23 protein-coding genes are annotated in these 25,515 nt (G+C 39.0%); 15 read left to right on the top strand and 8 right to left on the bottom strand.

The genetic code is table 11. From position 1 onward, the window contains the following. Positions 1 to 3: 3 nt before the first annotated feature. The 3 genes from J8L70_RS06280 to tolC form a co-directional block, all read right to left on the bottom strand. Positions 4 to 600, bottom strand: a complete 597-nt coding sequence (locus tag J8L70_RS06280) for a TcpQ domain-containing protein (protein ID WP_211054687.1) — start codon at positions 598 to 600, stop codon at positions 4 to 6. A 59-nt stretch (positions 601 to 659) separates the two neighbouring features. Then, on the bottom strand, positions 660 to 1,586 hold the full coding sequence (gene lpxL, locus J8L70_RS06275; protein ID WP_211054686.1) for an LpxL/LpxP family Kdo(2)-lipid IV(A) lauroyl/palmitoleoyl acyltransferase: 927 nt from the start codon (positions 1,584 to 1,586) through the stop codon (positions 660 to 662). A gap of 103 nt (positions 1,587 to 1,689) precedes the next feature. Next, positions 1,690 to 3,042, bottom strand: a complete 1,353-nt coding sequence (gene tolC, locus J8L70_RS06270; RefSeq protein WP_211054685.1) for an outer membrane channel protein TolC — start codon at positions 3,040 to 3,042, stop codon at positions 1,690 to 1,692. Positions 3,043 to 3,189: 147 nt separating this feature from the next. Here tolC and J8L70_RS06265 point away from each other — a divergent pair, with 147 nt between their 5' ends. The 10 genes from J8L70_RS06265 to rraB all read left to right on the top strand — a co-directional run bounded on the left by J8L70_RS06265 (position 3,190) and on the right by rraB (position 14,359). Continuing rightward, positions 3,190 to 3,825: an NUDIX domain-containing protein gene (locus J8L70_RS06265; protein ID WP_211054684.1), complete on the top strand. Its 636-nt coding sequence runs from the start codon at positions 3,190 to 3,192 to the stop codon at positions 3,823 to 3,825. A gap of 11 nt (positions 3,826 to 3,836) precedes the next feature. Further along, a complete protein-coding gene (locus tag J8L70_RS06260; protein WP_211054683.1) occupies positions 3,837 to 4,295 on the top strand; it encodes a DUF1249 domain-containing protein in 459 nt (152 codons plus the stop codon). Then, positions 4,282 to 5,061, top strand: coding sequence for a metallophosphoesterase (locus J8L70_RS06255; protein ID WP_211054682.1), 780 nt, complete (start codon positions 4,282 to 4,284; stop codon positions 5,059 to 5,061). Before J8L70_RS06260 ends, J8L70_RS06255 begins: the two co-directional genes overlap by 14 nt. Further along, complete coding sequence (locus J8L70_RS06250; RefSeq protein ID WP_211054681.1) at positions 5,046 to 5,606, top strand: YqiA/YcfP family alpha/beta fold hydrolase; 561 nt, start codon at positions 5,046 to 5,048, stop codon at positions 5,604 to 5,606. The genes J8L70_RS06255 and J8L70_RS06250 overlap by 16 nt, the downstream gene beginning before the upstream one ends. Before the next feature lie 216 nt (positions 5,607 to 5,822). Continuing rightward, complete coding sequence (parE, locus tag J8L70_RS06245) at positions 5,823 to 7,712, top strand: DNA topoisomerase IV subunit B (protein ID WP_211054680.1); 1,890 nt, start codon at positions 5,823 to 5,825, stop codon at positions 7,710 to 7,712. A gap of 102 nt (positions 7,713 to 7,814) precedes the next feature. Continuing rightward, positions 7,815 to 9,638: a GGDEF domain-containing protein gene (locus tag J8L70_RS16135; protein WP_211054679.1), complete on the top strand. Its 1,824-nt coding sequence runs from the start codon at positions 7,815 to 7,817 to the stop codon at positions 9,636 to 9,638. Then, complete coding sequence (locus tag J8L70_RS06235) at positions 9,631 to 10,725, top strand: PQQ-dependent sugar dehydrogenase (RefSeq protein ID WP_211054678.1); 1,095 nt, start codon at positions 9,631 to 9,633, stop codon at positions 10,723 to 10,725. Before J8L70_RS16135 ends, J8L70_RS06235 begins: the two co-directional genes overlap by 8 nt. Positions 10,726 to 10,735: 10 nt before the next feature. Beyond that, positions 10,736 to 13,030: a DNA topoisomerase IV subunit A gene (gene parC, locus J8L70_RS06230; RefSeq protein ID WP_211054677.1), complete on the top strand. Its 2,295-nt coding sequence runs from the start codon at positions 10,736 to 10,738 to the stop codon at positions 13,028 to 13,030. Positions 13,031 to 13,310: 280 nt separating this feature from the next. Continuing rightward, positions 13,311 to 14,024 carry a 1-acylglycerol-3-phosphate O-acyltransferase gene (locus tag J8L70_RS06225; RefSeq protein WP_211054676.1) on the top strand — a complete coding sequence of 238 codons (714 nt, stop codon included), beginning with the start codon at positions 13,311 to 13,313 and terminating at the stop codon, positions 14,022 to 14,024. Continuing rightward, complete coding sequence (rraB, locus tag J8L70_RS06220) at positions 14,024 to 14,359, top strand: ribonuclease E inhibitor RraB (RefSeq protein WP_211054675.1); 336 nt, start codon at positions 14,024 to 14,026, stop codon at positions 14,357 to 14,359. Before J8L70_RS06225 ends, rraB begins: the two co-directional genes overlap by 1 nt. Positions 14,360 to 14,435: 76 nt before the next feature. Here rraB and J8L70_RS06215 read toward each other — a convergent pair whose 3' ends face one another. Both J8L70_RS06215 and J8L70_RS06210 read right to left on the bottom strand, forming a co-directional pair. Then, the gene (locus tag J8L70_RS06215; RefSeq protein WP_211054674.1) at positions 14,436 to 16,088 is read right to left on the bottom strand and encodes a pseudouridine synthase; all 1,653 of its coding nucleotides are present in this window, start codon (positions 16,086 to 16,088) and stop codon (positions 14,436 to 14,438) included. 103 nt (positions 16,089 to 16,191) lie between these two features. Continuing rightward, a complete protein-coding gene (locus tag J8L70_RS06210) occupies positions 16,192 to 17,163 on the bottom strand; it encodes a zinc transporter ZntB (protein ID WP_211054673.1) in 972 nt (323 codons plus the stop codon). A gap of 196 nt (positions 17,164 to 17,359) precedes the next feature. Between J8L70_RS06210 and J8L70_RS06205 the strand changes: the two genes are divergently transcribed. From J8L70_RS06205 to J8L70_RS06195, 3 genes are read left to right on the top strand one after another with little or no spacing between them, the layout of a single operon-like run. After that, positions 17,360 to 17,788 (top strand): ATP-dependent zinc protease, encoded by a 429-nt coding sequence (locus tag J8L70_RS06205; RefSeq protein WP_211054672.1) that lies wholly within the window; start codon positions 17,360 to 17,362, stop codon positions 17,786 to 17,788. Between the two features lie 9 nt (positions 17,789 to 17,797). After that, on the top strand, positions 17,798 to 18,703 hold the full coding sequence (gene rimK / locus J8L70_RS06200) for a 30S ribosomal protein S6--L-glutamate ligase (RefSeq protein ID WP_211054671.1): 906 nt from the start codon (positions 17,798 to 17,800) through the stop codon (positions 18,701 to 18,703). Further along, a complete protein-coding gene (locus tag J8L70_RS06195) occupies positions 18,690 to 19,748 on the top strand; it encodes a succinylglutamate desuccinylase/aspartoacylase family protein (RefSeq protein WP_211054670.1) in 1,059 nt (352 codons plus the stop codon). Before rimK ends, J8L70_RS06195 begins: the two co-directional genes overlap by 14 nt. 215 nt (positions 19,749 to 19,963) lie before the next feature. On the opposite strand, the gene J8L70_RS06190 is transcribed toward J8L70_RS06195, so the two are convergent. The 3 genes from J8L70_RS06190 to recQ form a co-directional block, all read right to left on the bottom strand. Next, on the bottom strand, positions 19,964 to 21,601 hold the full coding sequence (locus tag J8L70_RS06190; RefSeq protein WP_348772135.1) for a BamA/TamA family outer membrane protein: 1,638 nt from the start codon (positions 21,599 to 21,601) through the stop codon (positions 19,964 to 19,966). A gap of 190 nt (positions 21,602 to 21,791) precedes the next feature. Continuing rightward, the gene (locus J8L70_RS06185) at positions 21,792 to 22,076 is read right to left on the bottom strand and encodes a DUF3630 family protein (protein ID WP_211054669.1); all 285 of its coding nucleotides are present in this window, start codon (positions 22,074 to 22,076) and stop codon (positions 21,792 to 21,794) included. Between the two features lie 7 nt (positions 22,077 to 22,083). Continuing rightward, on the bottom strand, positions 22,084 to 23,907 hold the full coding sequence (gene recQ / locus J8L70_RS06180; RefSeq protein ID WP_211054668.1) for a DNA helicase RecQ: 1,824 nt from the start codon (positions 23,905 to 23,907) through the stop codon (positions 22,084 to 22,086). Positions 23,908 to 24,079: 172 nt separating this feature from the next. On the opposite strand from recQ, the gene J8L70_RS06175 reads away from it, so the two are divergent. Next, on the top strand, positions 24,080 to 24,535 hold the full coding sequence (locus J8L70_RS06175; protein ID WP_211054667.1) for a thioesterase family protein: 456 nt from the start codon (positions 24,080 to 24,082) through the stop codon (positions 24,533 to 24,535). A gap of 50 nt (positions 24,536 to 24,585) precedes the next feature. Next, positions 24,586 to 25,494 (top strand): EamA family transporter RarD, encoded by a 909-nt coding sequence (rarD, locus tag J8L70_RS06170; protein ID WP_211054666.1) that lies wholly within the window; start codon positions 24,586 to 24,588, stop codon positions 25,492 to 25,494. The last annotated feature ends 21 nt before the right edge of the window (positions 25,495 to 25,515 follow it).

Here is a 25,515-nt window from a genome sequence, read left to right as displayed (position 1 = left end):
GTGCTATTTAGCTTTTAAGTTTATACAATGTGTGCGTAAATTTTCTGAAGGGAGTTCGGTGATCACAGCAGCACGTTGGTTGTAACAAAAAAAGGTATACACTTCATGCTCAAAGTCATCGTTTATCGCTCTGCCTACTTGGTAGAGCGCTGAGGTGAAATTACTATCGACCCTAAAGTGATCTTTTACTACATAGTCTTTTTTTAAGTACCAATATAGCTCTATTCCTTCATCATGAGCGTATCCAGAGAGTACCTCTTTTAATGTAGAGTTAATTTCAAATCGACGTGCAGTCACACTGCCAGTCCAATTTGCTGGTAGTGGTTCGACAACCTGACTTCGTTGAGCAAGTACTCGGTCTATATTTAGGGTCGGAGTTGGTAGAGGTAAAACAAATTTATCTCGTTCTTTATTGTCATTCACCTGATTACGAATTGAAGTATAAAAGCGAGATAATCCTTTAGCCGCAGCATTTGTGCTGTCTTTAATACTAAACGAATCTTTTGATAATGAGAGATCTAAATCCTCATTAAATATCAAAAAATAAGCCACTCCTATCAACGTTAATGTAAGCAGTATGTTTCGTATCCAAAACCACATAATATAGACCTGTTTGATTAGTTTATTACTGTGTATATTTAAAAACAGTATGTTACTTATTATTTATAAAGTGATGGAGCCTCTTTATTTGGGCGTGTTTTAAAGCGCCTATGTAACCACATGTATTGTGTTGGCGCTAAGTTAATAGCTTCTTCCATCCTTAGATTAACACGTCTAACATCCGCATTATCATCGCCGCTTGGGAAGTGTTCAAGGGTGGGGAAAATTTTCAAATGGTATTTTCCATTTTCATCACGCCAGCTAGATAAACTAGCCGTTTCACAGTTTTCACTGGCGGCAAATAATAATGTACCGGTGGTAGATGCTGCATCGGGTACACCATAAAAAGGAACAAATTCACAGCGTTTACGGCCATAGTCTTGATCGGGTAGGTAATAGCACACTTTTTTATTTTTTAGTGCTTTTAAAAGGCCTTTTACATCTTTTTTACCGACAAGGTATTCATTCGATCGTAACCGCCCATTGGTGGTAAAATATTCCATTAAAGCATTGTTGTGTGGGCGATAAAAACCAACCCCTTGGCATTGTAACCCTAACACTCGGCTCATCATTTCTAAGTGCAAAAAATGAGGGACTAATAATAAAACCCCTTTACCTGATTGTTGCACTTGCTCTAAATATTCAAGCCCAGAAATAGAGCCTAATACTTTTTTAATTCGCCATTGTGGCCACCACCAAGCCATACCCGTTTCAAGCATAGCGATAGCGGTATGTTCCATATTTTTACGTACTAGGGTGTCTTGTTCTTCTGCGGATAAGGTGGGAAAACACAGCTTAATATTTACTTGCGCAATATGGCGACGTTTTTTCATATATTTATACACAACGCGCCCAAGCACTCGGCCTATCGCAAATTGCACGCTTTGCGGTAACCACGAAATTATATATAAAAAGAATACACCCACCCAAGTTAACCAATAGCGAGGGCCTAAAAAAGATACTTTAAAAGGAGAAGAGTTAACCACAAAAAAATCTCAGAAAAATAAAACGCTAGTTTAACGCTAAGTCGTTAAAAATACAAAAGCCAGCATAAGCTGGCTTTTGTATATCGTTTATACAATGAACACATTAACTTTTAATTAGTCCTTTATTAATAGAGGTTAAATCGTCGCGTGTTAGTGTCCCTGTTGCTTGTTTTAGACGCAGTGTTGATAACACATAGCGGTAGCGTACATCAGCTAAGTTACGTTTTGCGCTATATAAATTTTGTGTGCTAATTAATACATCTACAATGGTGCGCGTGCCAACTTCAAATCCAGCTTCTGTGGCTTTTAGTGCACTTTGAGCTGAAATAACCGCTTGTTCTAATGCTTTGTAAGTGGCAATGTCTGAGACAACTTGATTGTACGAGGTAATGACAGAGCGAGTAATCGCACGGTAATTCGATTCTAAATCTTGGCTTGTTGCAACAAAATATGCTCGTGCTTGATTAGTTGCAGCCACGGTTGCACCACCACTGTAAATCGGCACGCTCAAGTTAAGACTGACAGTTGTGGTATCTCCACGCGGCATATCATCAAAGGTGATGGCGTTTACGTCGCCATTTGTTAGCGTATCACCGTAGCTTGCACTTAAAGTAAGTTTTGGAAAGTGACCTGCCTTGGCTTGCTCTATTTGATCTTTGGCAATATCGACACTGACTTTAGCGACTTGTAAGCTGAGATTTTTTTCTTGTGCGATATTAACAAAATCAGTTGAGCGTTTAATTGGCTTAACGGTTGAAAATGTTGTGGTGTTTAACGTATCCAGCTTTTCGTGGTACTTACCCGTGATTTCACGCAGTTGTTCGCGAGCTGTCTCAACGGTATTATTAGCAATGATTTGTTGAGCAATAGAGTTATCAAACTGTGCTTGTGCTTCATGAACATCGGTAATTGCTGTTAAACCAACCGCGTAGCGTTCTTTAGTTTGTTCTAGTTGACGTTCGATGGCGCGTTTTTCGGCTTTAACAAATTCAAGATTATCAATAGCACCAAGGACATTAAAGTAACCTTCAGCAACACGCACAATTAAACCTTGTTTTGCATCATCGTACTGTGCATTCGCTTGTAAAGCTTGTTTTTCAGCAATATCTAATGTGTTCCAAGCACCTAAATCAAACAATGTTTGGCTTAGGCTTAAACCGCGAGTGAAAGATGTGTAGTCAGTATCTGAGCGGGTATACCCTGAGTTATCGTATCCGTCGAAACTAAGATCATCAATTTTACTATACCCCATCGTTAATGCGACTTGTGGTAATAGTACGCTCATTGCACGATCATTTTCATAAGACTGTGCTTTTGCTTGTGCTTGAGCTTTTAAAACGGTGGGGTCATTTGCAGTTGCAATTTCAAAAACTTGCAGTAAATCTTCAGCTTGAGCTGTGGTTGCGCCGAATGCGCATGATAAGCTAACCAATGCTGCAATGATGTTTTTTTTCATGGGGTTCAGTCCTTAGACAATTTTTTTACTAAAAGCATGGTAACCTGTTTTACTTAATAACAAAAAAAATAAATAGTAAAACTGTATGTTCAAATGTAACAGAATATATTAACGGCTATGGCTGGTTAAATAAACAGGAATGATGAAATGAGTGATGAAAAATTAGTACAATTTACCCACCGTGATGTGAAGTTACATCCGGTAAAAAAATTATATAAAGGTTTTTTTGAAATCAATTTATATGAATTTGAGCATGCTTTATTTAATGGCGGTACATCGTCAGTTATTCGTCGAGAAATACTTGAGCGAGGGGATGCCATTGCAGTATTGCCTTATGATCCAATTACCGACCGTGTACTGTTAATAGAACAAATCCGTATTGGGGCAATTAAAAGTAAAGGTTCACCTTGGTTATTAGAATGCATCGCAGGTATGACTGATGGCAGTGAAGACTACGAGGGCGTAGTTAAAAAAGAAGCGCATGAAGAGGCGGGGTTACATTTAACCGACTTGGAGTTTATGTTGTCTTATCTTTCAAGCCCAGGTGGAACAACTGAGCGTTTGCACTTATATTTAGCATGTACCGATTTAAGCGATGTAGAAAGTGGGGTATATGGCTTACAAAGTGAAGGTGAAGATATTAAAACGCATGTGTTAACAGCCGATGATGCTATCGCACGGTTAAACAATGCGGAAATAGATAATGCAGCAACAGTTATTTGTCTGCAGTGGTTAGCGCTTAATAAGGAATCAATGCGCTTAAAGTGGAAAACTAATTTATAAACGGCGATAATGTGACAGCATTTTTAGCAACACAACGGTATATTCAGAGCCTACCAAAGTACATAACACTTTGTGAGCATAATTATATTAGGCTATTAAAATTACTACCTAGTACACAAAACGATTCTAAAGTACGCGCAATAAAGCTAGGTAATAGTGAGTTTAATATAAAAATTGATAGCATAGAAAAGTATACTCAAGACATATCGATCACACAAAAAAGTGGCATACTCGCTAATTTTACGCCTTTGTATTTAACCGTACGGTTATACCACGATGCGAAAGTTGCAGAAATAATTCACCACGATTATCATCAACGCATAAAGCCTTCATACGGCTATCCTAATCCTAAAATGCATCAAAAAGATGAAAAGTATCAATTAAATGCATTTTTATATGACTGGTTAGTCGCATGTGTAGAACGTGGTCAAGCAACGTTAAATTGGGATGTAAACAATGGCTTGGTTTAGTGATACTTTTACATTTGAGCAAACAACACTAAATATTGCTCATATTAGCGATTGTCATTTGTTTGCTGATACTCAGGGTGAGTATTTTGGTGTAAATACAGCGCACTATTTAGAACAAACTGTTGCCGATATTGCGACTAAAAATGTTGATCTTGTTATATTTGGTGGTGATTTAACTCAAGATCATAGTATGCAGTCATATCAGTTGTTTTACGATATAGTGGATAAAAGTGAACTTAATTGTCCGGTGTTTTGGCTACCTGGTAACCACGACGAACTTGCATTATTAACTCAAATAAGCACAGGGAAGATTCACCCCGCTAAATTAATAAAAGCACAAGGAATGCAGCTATTACTGACTAATTCAAAGGGTAATACCCCCGCAGGATGGGTCACGCCCGAGCATATAGAGCAGATATGTACGCTTGATTCTAAGTTACCCAGTGTTGTTTTTTGTCATCATAACCCGTTACCAATAAACGGATACCTTGATAAACATATGCTTGAAAATGGACCGCAGTTTTTAAATACATTAGTTAATGAAGTTAATGCTTTAGCGGTGTTTCATGGCCATGTTCATCAGCAAAATCATGATTTATTTAGAGCGCTTGATATATATGCTACGCCTGCAACGTCAGTACAATTTAAACGCCATAGCCGCCACTGGTTACAAGAGGATTTAGGGCCCGCTTATCGAATGATTTCTCTCGATAGTTCAAAAAATGATGTAATTTTAGACACAAAAATAATATGGTTAAAAGAGTAATATATATTCACGGCTTTAATAGCAGTGAAAAATCATTTAAAGCTGTGCGCTTTGGTGAGGTTATGGCAAACTATGATGTTGAGTATTATGTGCCGCGTTTAAATCATGAACCCTTAGCTGCCATTGTCGCTATTGAACAGTTATTAACAGCAAATACAGTATTGGTTGGCAGCTCTCTTGGAGGGTTTTTGGCCACTTATTTATCGCAAAAGCATAATGTACCCGCGGTATTAATTAACCCAGCGGTAGCACCGGATAAATTATTAATGCAATTGTTAGGGGAAAACTATAACCCTTATCAAGCGTATCATTATCAATTAACGCAACGTCATATTGACGCACTAAGAATGTTAACTTTAACGCACTTACCACGTCCAGAGCTTTTAATGTTATTGCAGCAAACAGGTGATGAGGTACTTAACTTTCAACATGCAGTGAAGTATTACTCTCAATGTAAGCAGTGGGTTGAATTTGGAGGCGATCATAGTTTTAAAGACTTTGATCGCGCCATAAATAAAATTGTAAGTTTTTTAAAAATAAACTAAAACTAGAAGCGGTTGATCTTTCAAGGTTATTTTTTCGGTACGTTTAGTGTTTAAACACCGTGGTTAAATGAGTATAAATAAGTAATAGCCAAGCCTAAATGTGAGCACCTAGTACCCTAAACACGTTTAAATGGGTAACTAAAGAACTCCTATATTGAATGAAATTAATCTTTAAAGGTTTACTAAGTCTAGGAAAAATAAGATAAAGATAAAACTATGAGCCAGCAAAATTATAATGCAGAAGCGATTGAAGTACTCAATGGGTTAGAGCCAGTAAAGCGCCGCCCAGGGATGTACACCGATACAGTACGACCAAATCATTTAGGCCAAGAAGTCATTGATAACAGTGTCGATGAAGCTATGGCTGGGCATGCTAGTCGTATCGATGTTATTTTACACGAAGATAATTCACTAGAAGTCAGCGATGATGGCCGTGGTATGCCCATTGATATTCACCCAGAAGAAGGGATCCCTGGGGTCGAACTTATTTTTACTAAATTACATGCTGGTGGTAAGTTTTCGAATAAAAACTATCAATTTTCTGGTGGTTTACATGGTGTGGGTATTTCAGTGGTCAATGCGCTTTCTACCCGTGTTGAAGTAACGGTTCGTCGTGATGCACAACAATTTAGAATGGCGTTTGAAAATGGCGACAAAGTCGAAGATTTAAATGTAATCGGCACTGTTGGCAAACGAAATACCGGCACAACGGTTCGTTTTTGGCCTGATGCAAGTTACTTTGATTCAGCTAATTTTTCTTTAACTAAATTACACCATTTATTGAAGGCCAAAGCTGTATTGTGCCCGGGGCTGCGAATTAAGTTTGTTAATAAGCAAACAAAAGAAACCCAAGAATGGTTTTATGAAACAGGCTTAAAAGATTACCTTGTTGAGGCTGTTAAAGGGTTTGAAGTATTACCAAAAGACCCGTTCATAGGTGAATTTTCTAGCTCAATAGAAGGAGCTGATTGGGCTGTAGTTTGGTTACCTGAGGGCGGTGAGTCGATTGCTGAAAGTTATGTAAACCTAATTCCTACAGCGCAAGGTGGTACCCATGTAAATGGTTTACGCCAAGGTTTACTTGAAGCAATGCGTGAGTTTTGTGAATTTAGAAACTTAATGCCACGAGGTGTAAAGTTAACGCCTGATGATATATGGGAACGTTGTAGCTATGTATTATCGGTAAAAATGCAAGACCCACAATTTGCCGGACAAACCAAAGAAAAACTGTCATCGCGTTCATGTGCTGCATTTGTTTCTGGGGTTGTAAAAGATGCCTTTAGTTTGTGGCTAAATGAGCATACCGACACTGCTGAGTTACTGGCTGAATTATGTATTTTTAACGCTCAAAAGCGTTTACGAGCGGCTAAAAAAGTGGTGCGTAAACGTGTTACCTCAGGGCCTGCATTGCCAGGTAAATTAACCGACTGTAGTGCTGCCGATAATGACAGAACAGAACTGTTTTTAGTGGAAGGTGACTCAGCGGGAGGGTCTGCAAAGCAAGCGCGAGACCGTGAATTTCAAGCTATTATGCCGCTACGAGGTAAAATATTAAATACCTGGGAAGTTGAGTCTGGGCAAATTTTAGCGTCGCAAGAAGTACATGATATTTCGGTGGCGCTTGGGATAGATCCCGACTCGAGCGATTTATCGGCCTTGCGTTATAACAAAATTTGTATTTTAGCGGATGCTGACTCCGATGGACTGCACATTGCCACTTTATTATGTGCTTTGTTTGTACGTCACTTTTCGCAGTTAGTGAAAAGTGGGCATGTTTATGTCGCAATGCCACCTTTATTTAGAATCGATATTGGCAAAGAAGTGTATTATGCACTCGATGAAGAAGAGAAAAGTACAATTTTAGCGCGTATTGAAGCAGAGAAAAAACGTGGAAAAGTTAATGTTCAACGCTTTAAAGGTTTGGGGGAAATGAACCCATTACAGTTGCGTGAAACAACAATGGATCCTAATACTCGTCGCTTAGTACAGCTAACGCTTGATGAAGAAGAGCAGACCTTAGAAATGATGGATATGCTCCTTGCTAAAAAACGTTCTCCAGATAGACGTCAATGGCTTGAAGATCACGGTAATAAGGCACAGGTATAACCTAACATGAGTGACGCGCTTTTCACATTTAGAGTCAATTCAAAATACATTTTAAGTACCTGTTTTTGGTCTGTGTTTTTTATTTGTTCTATGGTTTTTAGTGTGAAAGCGCACAGTACTGAAGGGGTTAGCTGGATTGACCGAAAAGTGGAGCACGCTGAACGCTTAAGTGAAAATGATCCTAATTTAGCTATTCAATTTATAAAGCAAATACTTAAACAACAGCCCGTTGAACTGACAGCGTTAGGCGCTGCTGAACTTAACATACATTTATTAGAAAATTATATTTATATTAGCCATTTAAATGCGGCATTAGCGCTAGTTGAAGAGATTGATAAAGCTTACTTAGGGTTAAAACCTCCTACTCAGGTTTCTTATTTGTCATTAAAAGCAACGTTATATAGCTACTTAGGCAACTTTGAATTAGCAGAACCTTTAATTATAGAAGCCGAATTAAAAGCAAAAGAAATTAATGATTTAACTTTACTTGGTGAGATTTATCATATTAAAGGCGAATTTTATGGCGGTATTAATGATGATATAAAAGCAATTGAAGCATATTCTAACGCCTATGAATTAATGAGTATAACGAATGATAAGTTAAACTTAGCTTATCTAGAAGGCTCAATGGCACAAGCGTATGCCTCTTTGTATGATTTTGACAAAGCGGTTAGTTTAATTACTAACTCATTAGTTTATTTTGATGAACATAATTTGCATTTTGACCGCTCGACAGCACATTATAATTTGGCACAATTTTATTTACACTTAGATAAGCCAGCGCAAGCGCTGCATCATGCGACGGCCATGCTAAGTATTATTGATAAGCTGTCTAATCCGACGCTTAAATATTTTAGTTATATACTTTCTGCCCGAGCGTATTTCGAGTTAGGTCAGTTAGATAAGGCACGCAAAGATCTTGATTTGAGTTCATCATTTATTAGTGATGTTGAAGGAGCTCGCAATACCTTAAATTATTTATTCACCAAAGCAAAAGTTGAAATGGGTGAAAACAAGCTAGATCTGGCATTAATTACCTTAAATCAAGCACAAGAGAAGTTAAATACGCTGCCAGATGGAAAGATAGTAATGATGAGATTGGATTTATCATCTTTATTTTCATCTTTATATGCTGCTAAGAAAAATTTTGAAAAAGCGTACCAATACAAGTTAAAACATTTAGAAATGAATGAACTGTATAATAGCAATGTAAGGGAAGCCGTACGCTCTCGTTATAAGGTCGCATTTGATTTAAAGCAAGTTGATTTAAAAAATCAATTACTGGAAAAAGACAAAGCGCTAAATAATTTTGCCTTAATAGAAGCGCAACAGCAAAAAGCGATTCAGCGAGTTATTATCATCAGTATTTTAATTATATTCGTTGCGGTATCTATTTTTTCAATACGTCAGTATCAACTCAAGTTGCGCTTTAGTCGCTTAGCAAATACAGATGCATTAACTGGCGTTGCAAACAGACGAAAAATAATGAATGTGGTTGAGCAAACTTGCTCGCAAAATACAGCCAATACTTTTAGTTTAATTTCGTTCGATTTAGATCATTTTAAACAAGTCAATGACAATTATGGTCACCCAGCAGGCGATAAAGTATTAAAAGCAGTCTCTAAGATCACGCAAGATATAATTAGTGATGAGTGTGAGCTTGGAAGAATTGGGGGGGAAGAATTCCTTATTGTATTAAACAACAAAAACTTATCTGAAAGCGTTGAAATTGCTCAAAAGATAAAAAGTGCAATAGAAAACTTGATTATAAAAAGTGACGAATACAAAATTAAAATCACGGCAAGTTTTGGCGTTGTGCAAAAACATAACATGCTTACCTCTTATAAAGAGCTAATAAAGTATGCAGATAACGCCCTTTATATTGCAAAAGACAAAGGACGAAATAGGATTCAAACATATGAATAAATTACTAGGATTGTGGCTGTTTTTTGTTTTTGTAAGTTACAGCGCCAGTGCCAAAGACATTACTGATAAATTGCTAGTACCTTATGGGTTTACTATTAGTCTATTTGCCGATGATGTAAAAAATGCCCGCCAAATAGCGGTGTCTAAAAAAGGTATTGTGTATGTGGGTTCGCGTGGCGCAGGTAATGTTTATGCTTTAATTGATCATAATAGTGATGGTAAAGCCGATAAAAAATTTACCATTGCTACAGGACTAAACATGCCCTCTGGTGTTGCAATAAAAGGCAATGATTTATATGTAGGTGAAGTAAATCGTATTATTCGTTTTAAAGACATAGACCAACATTTAAAAAATCCACAATATGAGGTCGTTTACGATAAACTACCAACAGATCGTCACCATGGTTGGAAGTTTTTACGTTTCTCACCCGAAGGCGAACTCATTATTCCGGTAGGAGTGGCGTGTAATGTGTGCGCTGAAGCGCCGCAGTTTGGGCGTATTTTTGCCCTTAATGTTGATACCCAACAAATACGAACCTTAGCTAAAGGGGTGCGCAATACGGTGGGTTTTGATTTTCATCCAAGTACACATGCTTTGTGGTTTAGCGATAATGGCCGCGATATGATGGGGGATGATATTCCACCCGATGAAATAAATAAATTAAGCGTAGAAGGCGAGCATTTTGGTTTTCCTTACGTACATGCTGGGGCAATTTTAGATCCCGAGTTTGGCACAGGTAAAAATATTACCGATTATACTGCACCAGCCATTGCACTTGGGGCGCATGTTGCTCCTCTGGGCGTGCATTTTTATACTGCAAATCAGTTTCCTAAAAATTACCAAAATCAGCTGTTTGTAGCTGAACATGGGTCGTGGAATCGCAGTAAAAAATCAGGCTATAAAATTGCAGTGGCTAATATTGAGCAAGGGAAAGTAGTTAAATACACCCCTTTTATAACCGGCTTTATGAAAAATGAAACAACATATGGACGTCCAGTCGCTTTTGCACAGCTAGGTGATGGCAGTTTATTAATAAGCGACGATTACGCTAATGTGATCTACCGTGTAAGCTATAAGAAAAACTAGGTAAGCTTTAATGAGTGATACAGATACCTTGCTAATGCAAGGAGTTGAACAACAAACAATGGGGCGCTTTACCGAAGATGCCTACTTAAATTATTCTATGTACGTCATTATGGACCGTGCCTTGCCACATGTTGGCGATGGTTTAAAACCGGTACAGCGTCGTATTATATACGCCATGAGCGAGTTGGGTTTATCGGCTGCGGCTAAATATAAAAAATCAGCGCGTACCGTGGGTGATGTACTAGGTAAATACCATCCACATGGCGACAGTGCGTGTTACGAAGCAATGGTATTAATGGCACAACCCTTTTCCTATCGTTACCCATTGGTTGACGGGCAGGGAAACTGGGGCGCGGCTGACGATCCTAAATCCTTTGCTGCAATGCGTTATACCGAAGCGAGACTCTCTAAGTTTTCTGAAGTATTACTCAAAGAGCTTGGTCAAGGCACAGTCGATTGGACGCCTAATTTTGATGGCACAATGGATGAGCCATTAGTTTTACCATCGCGCTTACCACACATTTTACTCAATGGTGTAACCGGTATTGCCGTAGGTATGGCCACTGATATTCCACCGCATAATGTACGTGAAGTAGCCAGTGCGTGTTGTTTATTACTTGATAAGCCAAAAACCGAATTAGATGAATTGCTTTCTTTAGTTCATGCGCCAGATTATCCAACTGATGCCGAAATAATTACGCCAAAAGCCGATATTCATAAAATTTATAAAACCGGTCGCGGTTCGATAAAAATGCGTGCGGTATATACCGAAGAACAAGGCGATATTGTTATTACGGCTCTGCCACATCAATGTTCGGGTGGTAAAGTGTTAGAGCAAATTGCCGCGCAAATGAATGCGAAAAAACTGCCGATGGTTGCCGATTTACGCGATGAGTCTGATCATGAAAATCCAACCCGTATAGTGATTGTACCGCGTTCTAATCGTATTAAAGCAGAGCCATTAATGGCGCATTTATTTGCAACCACCGATTTAGAAAAAAATTACCGTGTTAACTTAAACATGCTCGGTTTAGATGGGCGTCCACAAGTTAAAGACTTACACAGTATTTTAACTGAATGGCTCACCTTTAGACGCGAAACAGTGCGTCGACGCCTACAGTTTAGATTAGATAAAGTACTCGCTCGTTTACATATTTTAGAAGGTTTATTAGCGGCCTTTTTAAATATAGATGAAGTGATTGAAATAATTCGTAGTGAAGATAAGCCTAAACCGGTATTAATGGAACGCTTTGCGTTAACCGATACGCAGGCAGAAGCTATTTTAGAATTAAAACTTCGTCACTTAGCAAAACTAGAAGAATTTAAAATTCGTGGTGAGCAAGACGAGTTAGCAAAAGAGCGTGATAAGTTACAGTTAACCCTTGGCTCAGATCGCCGTATGTCGACCTTATTGAAAAAAGAAATTCAAGAAGCAGCAGAACTGTATGGCGATGATCGTCGCTCTCCTGTTGTAGAGCGTTTAGAAGCTAAAGCGTTAAGTGAAAAAGATTTAATACCGTCAGAGTCAGTAACCGTTATCTTATCTGATAAAGGGTGGGCGCGTGTAGGTAAAGGTCATGATGTTGATGTAGAAGGCTTAAACTACCGTGCAGGCGATTCGTATAAAGCGTCGGCTAAAGGCAAGAGTAATCAACCAGCCGTATTTTTAGATACCTCGGGTCGGGCATTTTCTACCGATGCGCACAGTCTCCCATCGGCTCGTAGTCAAGGTGAACCGATGACTGGGCGATTTAATTTAACCCCAGGTGCAAACTTTGAACACGTTGTTATGGCAGAAGATAGCCAAGTACTGCTGATGGCATCGGATGCAGGTTATGGTTTTATTAATGATTTTAATGATTTAGTCAGTAAAAATAAAAACGGTAAAGCGCTCGTGAGCGTTCCTAAAGGCGGTGAATTGCTTGCGCCAATTCGAGTAAGTGATGTTGCAAGTGATTACTGTATGGCGATTTCTAATGAGGGGCGTATGTTATTGTTCCCACTTAGAGACTTGCCAAAACTGAGCAAAGGTAAAGGGAATAAAATTATTTCTATACCTGGAGCAAAAGTACAAGCGCGAGAAGAGTTTGTTAAAGTGCTGGCCGTTGTGCCACAAGGCTGTAGTGTCACACTACACGCTGGCAAGCGTAAATTAACGTTAAAACCCAGTGATTTAGAGCATTATCATGGTGAACGTGGGCGTAGAGGTAATAAACTCCCCCGTGGTTTACAGCGAGTTGATTACGCTGAAATAGAGCATGGTCAAGTTGATACACAAGAGAGTGACGATACAAACGCAGAGTAATTTTTTCTGCGTTGTTAAAGGCCTGCTTAATATTCATTTATAAGCAGGCCTTTTTTATTAGCATTAAATATAACTTTAATCGCCAATGAGAGCGCAGCCATAACGTGTACTAAGCGTACTTAACTCTATGATTTAAAAGTTATTGGGTGTTTTTAATGGTACGACTCAGTAAGTAATTAAAAAAATAATGACACTTTCAGCTTACAGTTGTTCGCTATTTTGTCGTTTCAGCGTAAAAATAGCGTTATAATATGCGCGATTCTATTTTGGAGATGTGAATTTGTTAGCTGTTATCCGTATTTTAATCTTATCGGTATTTATTTTATTAAGTTGTATATGTGGGTTGTTACTCTCAATTATTAGGCCGTTCCATAAAAATAATGTCTATGTTATTGCGTCTTGGTATGGCGCTATGGCCAAGTTACTTGGGGTTACACTGATTTTAAAACGTGACGTTGAAGCTGAAAATGTGGGGCCTGCGGTTTATGTTGCCAATCATCAAAATAGTTATGATTTATTTACTATTCCAGCCATGGTGCCAAAGCATTGTGTCAGTATTGGTAAAAAAAGTTTGAAATGGATCCCATTTTTTGGCCAACTTTATTGGCTCTCGGGTAATATACTAATTGATAGATCGAATAGAACAAAAGCCGCTAATACAATCTCTAAGGCCGCTAACAAAATAAAGCAACAAGGTTTGTCGGTGTGGATGTTTCCTGAAGGTACGCGCAGTTATGGCCGCGGATTGTTACCCTTTAAAACTGGGGCTTTTCATACCGCAATGAGTGCCGATGTACCCATTGTTCCCGTATGTATGAACAGTACTGATAAAAGCATTAAACTAAATCGTTGGAATAATGGTACAATTTGTATTGAAATGTTAGCACCTATCAACCTTGATAAAACCTTAACTGCACGCGAACATGCAGCAAGTATACACAGCGTTATGGCTGCTAAAATAACCGAATTAGATGCTCAAGTGAGAGATGAATAATGGAAAATTGGCGCGAAATAAGTGAAGACATTGTAACTTCATTACTCGAAGATGGGTCAGACCCAGAAATACTTTATGAGGTAGAACATCACTTTGTAAGTGAAGAGTTTACTAAACTTGAGCAAGCAGCATTAGCAGCGTTTAAGTTAGGTTACGATGTTGAAGAACCTGCCGAATTAGAGCTTGAAGATGGCAGCAAAATTTGGAGTTTCGATATTGTTGTCGAAGCTGAGCTAGATGTTGACGTGATTATGGAAGACGTTGATAAGTTAGCTGCATTAGCGGTTGAATGTGATGTAGAGTACGATGGCTGGGGAACTTACTTTCAAGAGTAAGCTAGGCTGATTAGCGCCACATGCTAAAAATAAAAAAGGGACATATTGCATGTCCCTTTTTTATTTTGCCGATAATTTAAAAATCAGCAGGGACTTCAAACGTTAGGCGCTTTTTAGTAATTGGGTGAGAGAACGCTAAGTATTCGGCATGCAGATGTAAACGATCGGCTAGCTTGCCATAATGAGTGTCGCCAACAATAGGCATATTAAGCCCTAACTTATGTGCACAGTGCACTCTTAACTGATGAGTACGACCTGTTTTAGGGTGTAAATGTAAGCGGGTTACATTGTTTTCGCGCGAAACAACCTGCCATGTGGTAAATGCAGGCTTTCCGTGCTCGTAACAAACTAATTGGCGTGGTTTATCATCTAAATCAAGTCTAAGGGGGAGGTCTATTGTGCCACTCTCTCCTTCAACAAAACCTTCTACCAGTGCCACGTAGCGCTTTTCAACCGTACGCTCTATAAATTGTTTTTGTAGTGCTTTATGTGCCCGCTTATTAAGTGCAACCATTAATAAGCCTGACGTCGACATATCTAAACGGTGAACAATTAAAGGGCCTGAAGCCTGAGGGAATTGACTTTTTATACGAGTATAAACAGAGTCTTCAATGGTAATTCCAGGTACTGACAAAAACTCAGCCGGCTTATTCACTACAAGCATGTCATCGTCTTGATAAATGATTGGCAAACTTTTACCTTGTGCCGGATTCTCTAGTAAGGGGTTATCTTCTACATTCATTCCATCTAGCATGTGGGCTAAAATTGGCTGGCATTTACTAAAACATGCAGGGTAGTAGTTTTTATGTTGTCTAACGGCTGATTTTAACGAATCACCAAACCAAAACTCGGCCATTGCAATGGGTGTTAAGTTATTTGCAAACGCATACTGTAATAATTTAGGTGCAGCGCAATCGCCAGCTCCAGAGGCGGGAGTGTGTTCAGGTAGCGGCGCAAAAACAGCATTTAAATCTTTTACTTCACCTTTAATATTTAAAAATTTATATTGTGAGAATAATTTTTTTTGTAGACTTTTCGACAACGTTTTACGGCGTTTTTGTAACAACTTTATTTGATCGTTAATCTCATTAATCGTACTTTTTAAGGTGTTTATTTTAGCTTGCCATTCACTTTTTAGTGCACTAAGTTGTTTTTTTTCTGCCACACTTTGCGCCGACAATTTAACTTGTAAACGTTGAAAACTACGTTTATCTAATGTGTTTTCTCCTTCACTGCGTTGTTTTTTTCGTTTACTGCGACTGTCTTGCATGTGTTTATGTTGTGCATCAAGGCGCTGATTAAATTCATTAGTCGCTTTTGTTAAATCAGTATTGAGTTGCGATAATTGCTCGCTGTTTTGTAGCTGATCTAGCTCACTGTTAATATTATTAATAATGTCGCTTTGCTGTCGGTATTTAGCATCAGTAGATTGCATATTCGAAATAGCTTCTACAAACTTTATGTTCTGATCAGTGGCATTAAACTGCCCTGAGTATGCGCTGAGAAATCCCAGTTCGTGCTGCTCGTTTTGTACTACTAATACCCCAAACATCTTCCCTGAAAACGCATCAAACAACTGTGTTTGCGTTGCTAATTGTTGCTGTAACTGTTTGGCAGCTAATTCACTAATAGGGTGTGGTTGATAATAAAAAGGGTAAGTAAATTTTTCTGGTAGGGTAATGTGATCTACCGATTCAGAAAAAGCAGTAAAGCAAGCAGGTTTTGACATGATAATAACTAACACACAGAGCAAAAAATTGGCGTGCATAATAACACAGTTTAGGGTGAAAATCTGTTACCGATAATGACTTAAACTGTGTATTGCTGAAGCTTTATAACCACTTCTTAAATTTTAAATAAAATCCGATGACTGCACTTATTAAAATTAAAGCGGCGATGAATAAAGCAAACGCATAGGGAGTATCGGTGCCGGGAATACCGCCAATGTTGACACCTAACAGTCCCGTTAAAAATCCTAATGGTAAAAATATAGCGGCAACAATCGACATAACATACATGCGTTGATTAAGTTGTTCTGAGACTTGAGTTGCCATTGTTTGTTGAATGATTTGTGCTCGCTCTATCGCATTTTCAAGCTCTTCTAAATAGCGTATTAATAAGTTAGTCGTTTCGTTTAACTTTGTTTTATCGTCAGTATTAAGCCACGCATAAGGGTGGCTTAATAAATTATTAAGTGCTTCTTTTTGTGGTTTTAAATAGCGTTTTAATGCAATAGCTTGTCGTCTTAGCTGAGATAAACCTTGGTTATCGAATTTTTTACTCGGTTCATCTATTTCATCTTCAAAGAGATCGAGCACCTCATCAAGCCCGTCAACGACATCTTGCATTCGCCAAATTAGGTTATGTGTTAATGCACACACCAGCTGCGAAATACTTTTTGGCCCTTTGTTATTCGCCAAATCGGTTAATGTATCTTGAATAGATAATAAGTGGCGTTTACGTGTTGTAATAACTATATTTTCGTTAATAAAAAAACGTAGCGACACCATATCTTCAGGGCTTTGGGTTGGGTTTAAATTAACGCCGCGTAAAAAAAGCAGCTGTCCGTTATTTACATTAACAACTCGTGGGCGGGTTTCTTGGGCAATCAGCAACGTTAATTCATACTCACTTAAAAAGTGACACTTTTTCAGCCATTCAATAACTTGCGGTTCGCTGTAGTCAATATGCAGCCATAATTTACCTTGTGTATTTTGCAAAGGAGCAAGTTGCTCAAGTGTTGTTAATGTAACGGCACCTCCACTTTCATCAAGGCGTAAAGCATGTAGTAACCCAGGTAGCATATTAGACTCTCAAAATAGCAAAAAGAAACCTTGTTCAATGTTTTATCACAAGGTTAATAGTTATTGCATTGTTAAACGAGAAGCCCATGGCGGTCAATCAATTCGGCTTATCGAGTAGATAAATTTATTTCGTTGGTGTTTTTTTACTGCTCGCGTATAAGTCTTTTTTAATTAATATCCTGAGCAATAACCAGTAATGATTGAGAAAATAACCGTAGGTTGGCGTGAGTGGGTGAGCTTACCTGCGTTAGGTATAGGTAATATAAAAGCTAAAATAGACAGTGGAGCACGTACTTCGTGCTTGCATGCTTTACACATTGAAGAGTTTGAAGAAAACGCTGAGCAGTGGGTTAAGTTTATTACCCAGCCAGTACAAGGTGATGTACAAACACAGCAAATTTGTAAAGCGAAAGTAAAACGCAAGGCGTATGTAAAAAGCTCCAGTGGGCAAGAAGAGTATCGTTATTTTATAGCAACACAATTGCACATTGGTAATGATAGCTGGCCTATAGAGCTTACTTTGAGTAGCCGTGCAAATATGAAATTTAGAATGTTATTAGGGCGAACCGCGATGCAAAATCGTATGGTTATTGACCCTGCTTTGTCTTATGTAATAGATAATTAGAGCTTAATTATGAAAATTGGAATTTTATCTCGCAGTAGTAACTTATATTCAACTCGTCGTTTAATTGAAGCGGCCACTGCGCGAGGCCATGAAGTGAAAGTCATTGATGCATTGCGTTGTTATATGAATATTAACTCTGAACAACCAGAAATACATTACCGTGGTGAAAACCTCAAAGAGTTTGACGCGATTATCCCTCGTATTGGCGCATCTGTAACATTTTATGGTTGCTCGGTTCTGCGTCAATTTGAAATGATGGGAGTGTATCCACTGAATGAATCGGTGGCTATTTCTCGCTCGCGAGATAAATTACGTTCATTGCAGTTATTGTCGCGCAAAGGGGTCGGTATGCCAGTGACCGGTTTTGCCAGTAAGCCCGATGATGTTAAAGACTTACTCGAAATGGTAGGTGGAGCGCCGGTTGTTATAAAATTACTTGAAGGGACGCAAGGGATTGGGGTGGTATTAGCTGAAACCCGTAAGGCCGCAGAAAGTGTAATTGAAGCTTTTATGGGTCTTAAAGCAAATATAATGGTGCAAGAATATATTAAAGAAGCAGGTGGGGCTGATATTCGTTGCTTTGTGTTAGGCGATAAGGTGATTGCAGCAATGAAACGCCAAGCACAAGAGGGTGAATTTCGTTCTAATTTGCACCGCGGAGGCAGTGCTGAGTTAGTGCGTATTACACCACAAGAGCGTAAAACTGCAGTGGCGGCAGCTAAAGCAATGGGGCTCAATGTTGCAGGCGTTGATTTACTGCGCTCTGAGCGTGGACCATTAGTGATGGAAGTAAATTCATCGCCAGGACTTGAAGGAATAGAAGTGGCGACTAAAAAAGATATTGCAGGGATGGTCATTGAATTTATCGAAAAAAATGCAACTGTAAAAGGAACAGCAACACGTGGCAAAGGCTAAAGCAAATCAGCCTTTTACTTTGCTGTGCCAAAGTGTAGGTGTTGCTCAACGTAAAACACTCGCATTAGAGGCCGCTAAGTTATATACCCATTCTCCGTTAACCATTCCTATTGAAGTGGTTAACGGGGCTTTGCAAGGCCCTGTGCTAATGGTATGTGCGGCTATTCATGGTGATGAGCTCAATGGCGTTGAAGTCGTGCGTCAGCTATTAGCTAAAATAGATCCGAATCAGTTGCGTGGCACTCTTATTGCGGTGCCTATTGTGAATGTGTTTGGGTTTATTCATAAATCACGCTATTTACCCGATAGACGTGACATGAATCGCAGCTTTCCTGGTTCTGAACGAGGGTCGTTGGCAGGTCGTATGGCGCATATGTTTTTTAATCAGGTGGCTGTGCATTGTACTCATATTGTCGATTTACATACTGGGGCGATTCATCGGACTAATTTACCGCAAATACGCGCAAATTTAGCCGACGATGCAACGGCACAAATGGCCAAAGCATTTGGAACGCCTGCGGTAATTAATGCGTCATTACGTAATGGTTCATTACGAAGTGAAGCCGCTAACTTAGGGATCCCGGTGATCACTTACGAAGCCGGTGAAGCGCTACGCTTTGACCCAATAGCAATCGCAGCCGGTGTGCAAGGCGTTGATTATGTTATGCGACATTTAAAAATGCTGCGAAATAAACGCCCTAAGAAATTACCTGAACCCATTATTGCGGGTTCTACCAGTTGGATTAGAGCTGAGGTTGATGGCATTGTACGAGCGCAAGTGAGTTTAGGTGAGCACGTTGAGCGAGGGCAGGTGTTGGCGTATATAAGTAGTCCGCTAGGTGATACCGAGTTAGCACTTGTAGCTCCTACAGGTGGGATTGTTATTGGTCAGCAAACTATGCCATTGGTTAATGAGGGTGATGCGGTGTTTCATCTTGCTTATTTTGATCAAGCGAATAGTATTGTTGAGCAGCAGCTTGAAGATTTTATAGACGAAATAAACGATTTAGATGAAGAGCTAAAAAGTGGTACGCTGAATAATTAATGGTGCTAAGAAGCACTTAATAAAAAGCTCGGTTGTTTCATCTTTAAGGGAATAGAAAAGCGATATGACTTAAGCTGTTTCGATGTGTTTGAATCGTTTATGGGGTGCAATACATGAATGACTTTCCAGCAAAGAATGAAAATTTAACACAGCGAAAGAGCGCTGAAAATGTAAAGTGCCAATATGGCATAATAACGCAGCAGTGTAGAGGTGAATTAAAAACTGTTTTTTACGCTAACAAGCCATTGCAATGAATCGACATCGTCGGTTTTTTGTAATGGCGCTGCAATATCAAGGTGAATAACAGTGCCCGCATTTGCTCTGCTAGGGGCCAATCGCAGACCAATCCCCACATTTTTTAAAATGTTATCATCATTATTTTCGACTAAGGTGTTTTCGGCGTTGCTAAACCAGGCTTTACCAACATCAACAAATGCAGCCCCACCGACTTTAAATAATTGCAAAAAGTTGTAGTCCCAGTAATAGCGTTTTTCTAGACTAATTAACCAACTACGATCACCGTGTTGGTAATCGATAGGGTATCCACGTAACCCTGTTTCGCCACCTAAAGTGAGTTGCTTATCATAGGTTAAATGCTCAGCTAACTGTACTTGGGCTTTAATATACCAAGACTCATCTACTTGTGTATTTAAATAATACTGTATTTTGCTGGTGGCTATAAAATTTTCGAGTTGCTTTAATTCTCTGTTCCAATACCCATCTATGTTGGCATCAAATCGCCAAAGTGTTTGCTCATTACTAAACAGGGCTTTGTTAATATCTAAAGAATAAACAACCCTTGATTCATCGTTGCTCAGTGATTGTGAAGAATAACCAAACAGCGTTTTAATATTCCAGCCTAAATTTAAATCTTCGGTGCGATGAATTGTGTCAAAATTTCGCACTTTTATATAATGATCTTCAAACCAGTGGCCGCTAATAAAGGGGTAGCTTAAAGAGCGGTCTAAGGCTAATGGCAATAAGGTACTTTCTATTGCATTAAATGTATTATCTTCGTTGATATAGCCGCCGCTAATGCGCTGGGTCCAGCTATGGCTAAGCTTTTTAGAGTGGCCTAAAAAAAAGCGCTGCAATTGAGTATCTTGTTTATATTCACTAACGATATCGCCTTTACTGTATATCGACTCTTTGCGTTCTTCTTTATAACTTAAAGCACCATAACTAAAAGGCGTATTTATGGCATAAAATGGGTAAGTTAATTCTAAGCGATGGCGCTTACCATCGTTGTTATCGGCATATTCAATACGGGCTTTGTAACGAGATGATAGTACATTGGGGTCATCGTAAACAAATAAGTAACCGGTTCTATCGCTGTCGCTGGTGCGCGAGAGCGATAAACGTTTACCCCAACCAAATAAGTTGGATTCACGAAAACCAAAGCTCGATTTATTTTCGCCGCCACTGCGGCTAAAATTAATTTCTGGTAGTAAGGTCCATAAATCACGAGTAACCACATCCACATCCACATCGCCATCACAGTTTTCGGTAGCAGATATTTGGGCATCGTACAGATAGCGTTGTTTTCGCAGTAAACGCTCTGATTCGGCTAGCTTTTTTGCATCATATGTGTCTTTTTCAGTAAATAATAAAATATTATGGATTACATCAGGTTCAGTCTGAATATGAGCATAATTAGCAAAACGAAATAAAAAGTTATCCTCAGCCTCTAGCTCTGTATTAAATACATTAAGTTGCTTTATGTTAATAGAGGCTATTTGGGGAGCCATTTTATGTGTGGTAATTTTTGTATTATCGTTGAGTTGGCGATTGAGTTTTTCGGGTTTGTTTTCGTTTAAAGTGGTTACAGAGCACTGTTTAATACTCGGTAATATTTGCGCAGCGCATAGGGGCGAGGCAAGTCCGAGCCCTGAAATGAATATAGCACTGTTTAATAGCCACTTAGTCAAAAATTCACATCCTTAGAACCGTATTTTTACCATTTACCTTCACTTAGCTTACAGGAATACTTTGTAATTGAAAGCGGTAAAATACGTTTAAAGGGGGAAGTTAAAGTAATTTAATTTAGCTTAAATAAAACGTTAAGGCGGCTAATAAATGTTCTGCTTCAATGCCTTGTGCATCGATCCAAATACTTTCACTGTAATGTTCAAAATTTAGGGTGAAGTTATTTTGTTGGTAGCTAAAGTTAAGCTGGTGGCGATCAGCCCCTTTAGAAAAATCATTAATGGTGATTTCGTCATTATGCAAAAATAAATTAGCCCACAGCTCAAAGTCTTCATCATGAGGAGGTTGCTCCGTGTTAATGGTAATACAAAGGTGGGTATGGTCGTAATTTAGTTCGGTCATAATGCTCTTAACTGTTAGCTAAATAGTTGCGTATTGCTTTTAAAAAAGGACCGCCATATTTTGCTAACTTAGTAAAACCAACGCCCGAAACTTTTAAAAATTCACTGTCGTTAGTTGGTGTAAGTTGAGCCATTTCGGCTAATGTTTTGTCGTTAAATACCACATACGGTGGAACATCGTCAGCATCGGCAAGCTCTTTTCGCAGTGCTCGCAAACGAGCAAACAGCTTTTTGTCGTAATTAAACTGTGCCAATCGATCTTGCCCTACATGTTTTGCCTGTAAGCGAGGTTCTGCAAGTTTTAATACATACTCGCCTTTTAAAACGGCACGAGCAGCTTCGGTTAAACGCAGCGATGCGCCTTGTGTTATATCTTGACTTAATAAGCCTTGGTGGATTAATTGACGTAGGATACTAAGCCAAAACTCATTGCTTTTTTCTTTGCCAATACCATAAGTAGATAACGTATGATGGTTGTTATCGCGAATACGGCTGGTATTTGCACCACGTAATACATCAACAATATAACCTATACCAAAGCGTTGCTGCGCTCTATACACACAAGATAGAGCTTGTTGAGCGACTAAAGTGCCATCAAAACTTTTTGGTGGGTTTATGCAAATATCACAATTACCGCATTGCTCTCTTTTATATTCGCTAAAGTAATTAAGTAATATTTGCCGACGACAGGTTTGTGCTTCGGCAAAATTGGCCATAGCATTAAAGCGTTGTTCTTCAACACGACGGCGTTGCTCGTCCTCAATATCTTCAAAAAAGCGCCTTACGCGGCCAATATCTGCAGGATCAAAGTACATGACTGCTTCGGCGGCAAGGCCATCACGTCCTGCGCGGCCTGTTTCTTGATAATATGCTTCGATGCTTTTTGGAATATCGTAATGCACAACAAATCGTACGTTGGGTTTATTTATACCCATACCAAAGGCGACAGTTGCCACCACAATTTGAATATCGTCACGCGCAAAACCGGTTTGCACAAATTGACGTTGCTCGTTACTCATTCCAGCATGATAAGCTGCCGCATTATGGCCGGCATCGGCCAGTTTTTCGGCTATATCGTCAACGCGTTTTCGGCTCGTACAGTAAATTATACCGCTTTGATTTTTTTGTACTTTTAAGTAGCGCATTAGCTGCGCCATAGGTTTAAATTTTTCTTCTAATGTGTAACGAATATTAGGGCGGTCAAAACTACCTGTATGCACCCATGGTTGCTGAAGCTTTAATTGTTGAATGATATCGTTACGTGTCGCTTTATCGGCAGTGGCGGTGAGTGCCATCATAGGCACATGAGCAAAGCGGTGTTTTAGTTCTTGTAATCTAAAATAGTGCGGCCTAAAGTCATGTCCCCAATGTGATACGCAATGAGCTTCGTCGATGGCAAATAAACTTACCTTTAAATAACCTAATCGCTCAATAAACTCATGTTGCAGTACTTTTTCGGGGGCCACATAAAGTAGCTTTATCAGGCCTTGATGCAGTTGTTGATACACTAACTGCTGTTCTTCACGCGATAAGCTGTTATTAATGTAAGCGGCTTTAACCCCTAGGGCTTGCAGTTGTGCGACTTGGTCTTGCATTAAAGAAATTAAAGGCGAAATAACAACGCAGACCCCTTCAAGTACTAAGGCAGGTATTTGATAACACACCGACTTACCGCCACCGGTAGGTAGTAAAACTAACGAATCTTGACCATTGATTGCTGCCTCAATTACTGTTTTTTGCCCATCACGAAATTCGCTATAGCCAAATACTTGCTTGAGTACAGTTTCTGGTTTGCGCACTAAGGTGCTTGCCGGTGAAGTTAAAGTTGTCATCGCGGCCTATTTTAGTGTTTTTTTGCAAAGATGTCTTTAGCTTTAAGCTCGAACTCAACCCGTCGATATGTTTTACTCTTTTAATTGGTTATAAACTAGCCGTTGCTTTGATAAATATAAAACCGCTAAGGCGACATAATGATTAAAAATAAGCAATATTGAGGGATACAAAATGAGTAAAGACATATTAACGCAACAGGTGGCGGATCTTTTTGTAAAAGGCATGCCTTTTAATCAGTTTTTAGCTATTTCGGTTGATTTTATCAATGCAAATCAAGCAAGTATTTCACTTCCTTGGCAAGATGTGTTTATTGGTAACCCGGCGCAAAAAATTTTACATGGTGGTGTTATTAGTGCTGTGCTTGATAATGTCGGTGGCATGTTGGCTGCTGCAAGTGTGATTGACAAATTAACAGACCTTGATTTAGCAAGCGTTGAAAAAAAGCTCGCAACCCTAGGTACGATTGATTTGCGAACCGATTATTTACGACCCGGTAAAGGTGAGCGATTTACAGCCACAGCAAATTTACTGCGTTCAGGCAATAAAGTGTGTGTATGTACTATGCATTTACATAACGAAGAGGGGGTGCACATTGCATTTGCGACAGGCACATATATGGTTGGCTAAATATCTTTGTAGGAGTAAACTAGCGCCTTTAAAATAGCTAAGCGATTATTATGCCAGCACAGAATGAACAACGTAAGGGGGCTATTTTAGCTTGTCTTGCTTTTTTAATGTGGGGATTAGCCCCTATTTACTTTAAACAACTAAGTACTATTTCGGCTTTTGAAATATTAATGCATCGCGTTGTTTGGTCAGTATTGTTTTTAGTGGTTGTTGTTAGCGTGTTAAAGCATTGGCAAAAAATTAAAACAATTATTGTCCAGCCTAAATTAATTTTAATGTTAATAATTACCTCGGGGTTATTAGGTTTTAATTGGGGGTTGTTTATTTGGGCTGTAAATAACAACCATATGCTTGATGCAAGTTTAGGGTATTACATCAATCCTTTACTGAATGTGCTACTTGGCATGTTGTTTTTATCTGAGCGATTACGAAAATTACAAGGTGTTGCAGTAGGGCTGGCATTAGTTGGGGTTTTATTGCAATTAATTAGCTTTGGTTCGTTTCCTGTTGTGGCATTTTCTTTAGCGAGTACATTTGCTGTTTATGGTTTGTTGCGTAAAAAAATGCCCGTAGAAGCGTTACCTGGAATTTTGCTCGAAGCACTTATTTTATTACCCGTGGCATTATGTTATTGGTGGTTTATGGCTCCTTCGGGAAGTTCTGATTTATTAGCTAATAGCTGGACAATAAACGCATTATTAATGAGTGCTGGTATTATTACTACCTTACCACTGCTTTGTTTTACTGGGGCTGCAAAACGTTTGCGTTATACAACATTGGGCTTTTTTCAATATATTGGTCCAAGTTTAATGTTTATTTTGGCAGTGCTATTTTACGATGAGATTTTTGATGCAGAGCGAGTAGTAACCTTTGCCTGTATTTGGACAGCCTTGGCTATTTTTAGTTGGGATTCGTACTATCAATCTCGCAAGCGTAAAAAAATACAGCTAGCCAATTAGCGTAAATAGTCGGTTGATGGG

It is taken from the genome of Pseudoalteromonas sp. MMG010 (assembly GCF_018100905.1).
GTDB lineage: Bacteria > Pseudomonadota > Gammaproteobacteria > Enterobacterales > Alteromonadaceae > Pseudoalteromonas.
This window is presented reverse-complemented; position numbering and strand designations above follow the sequence as displayed.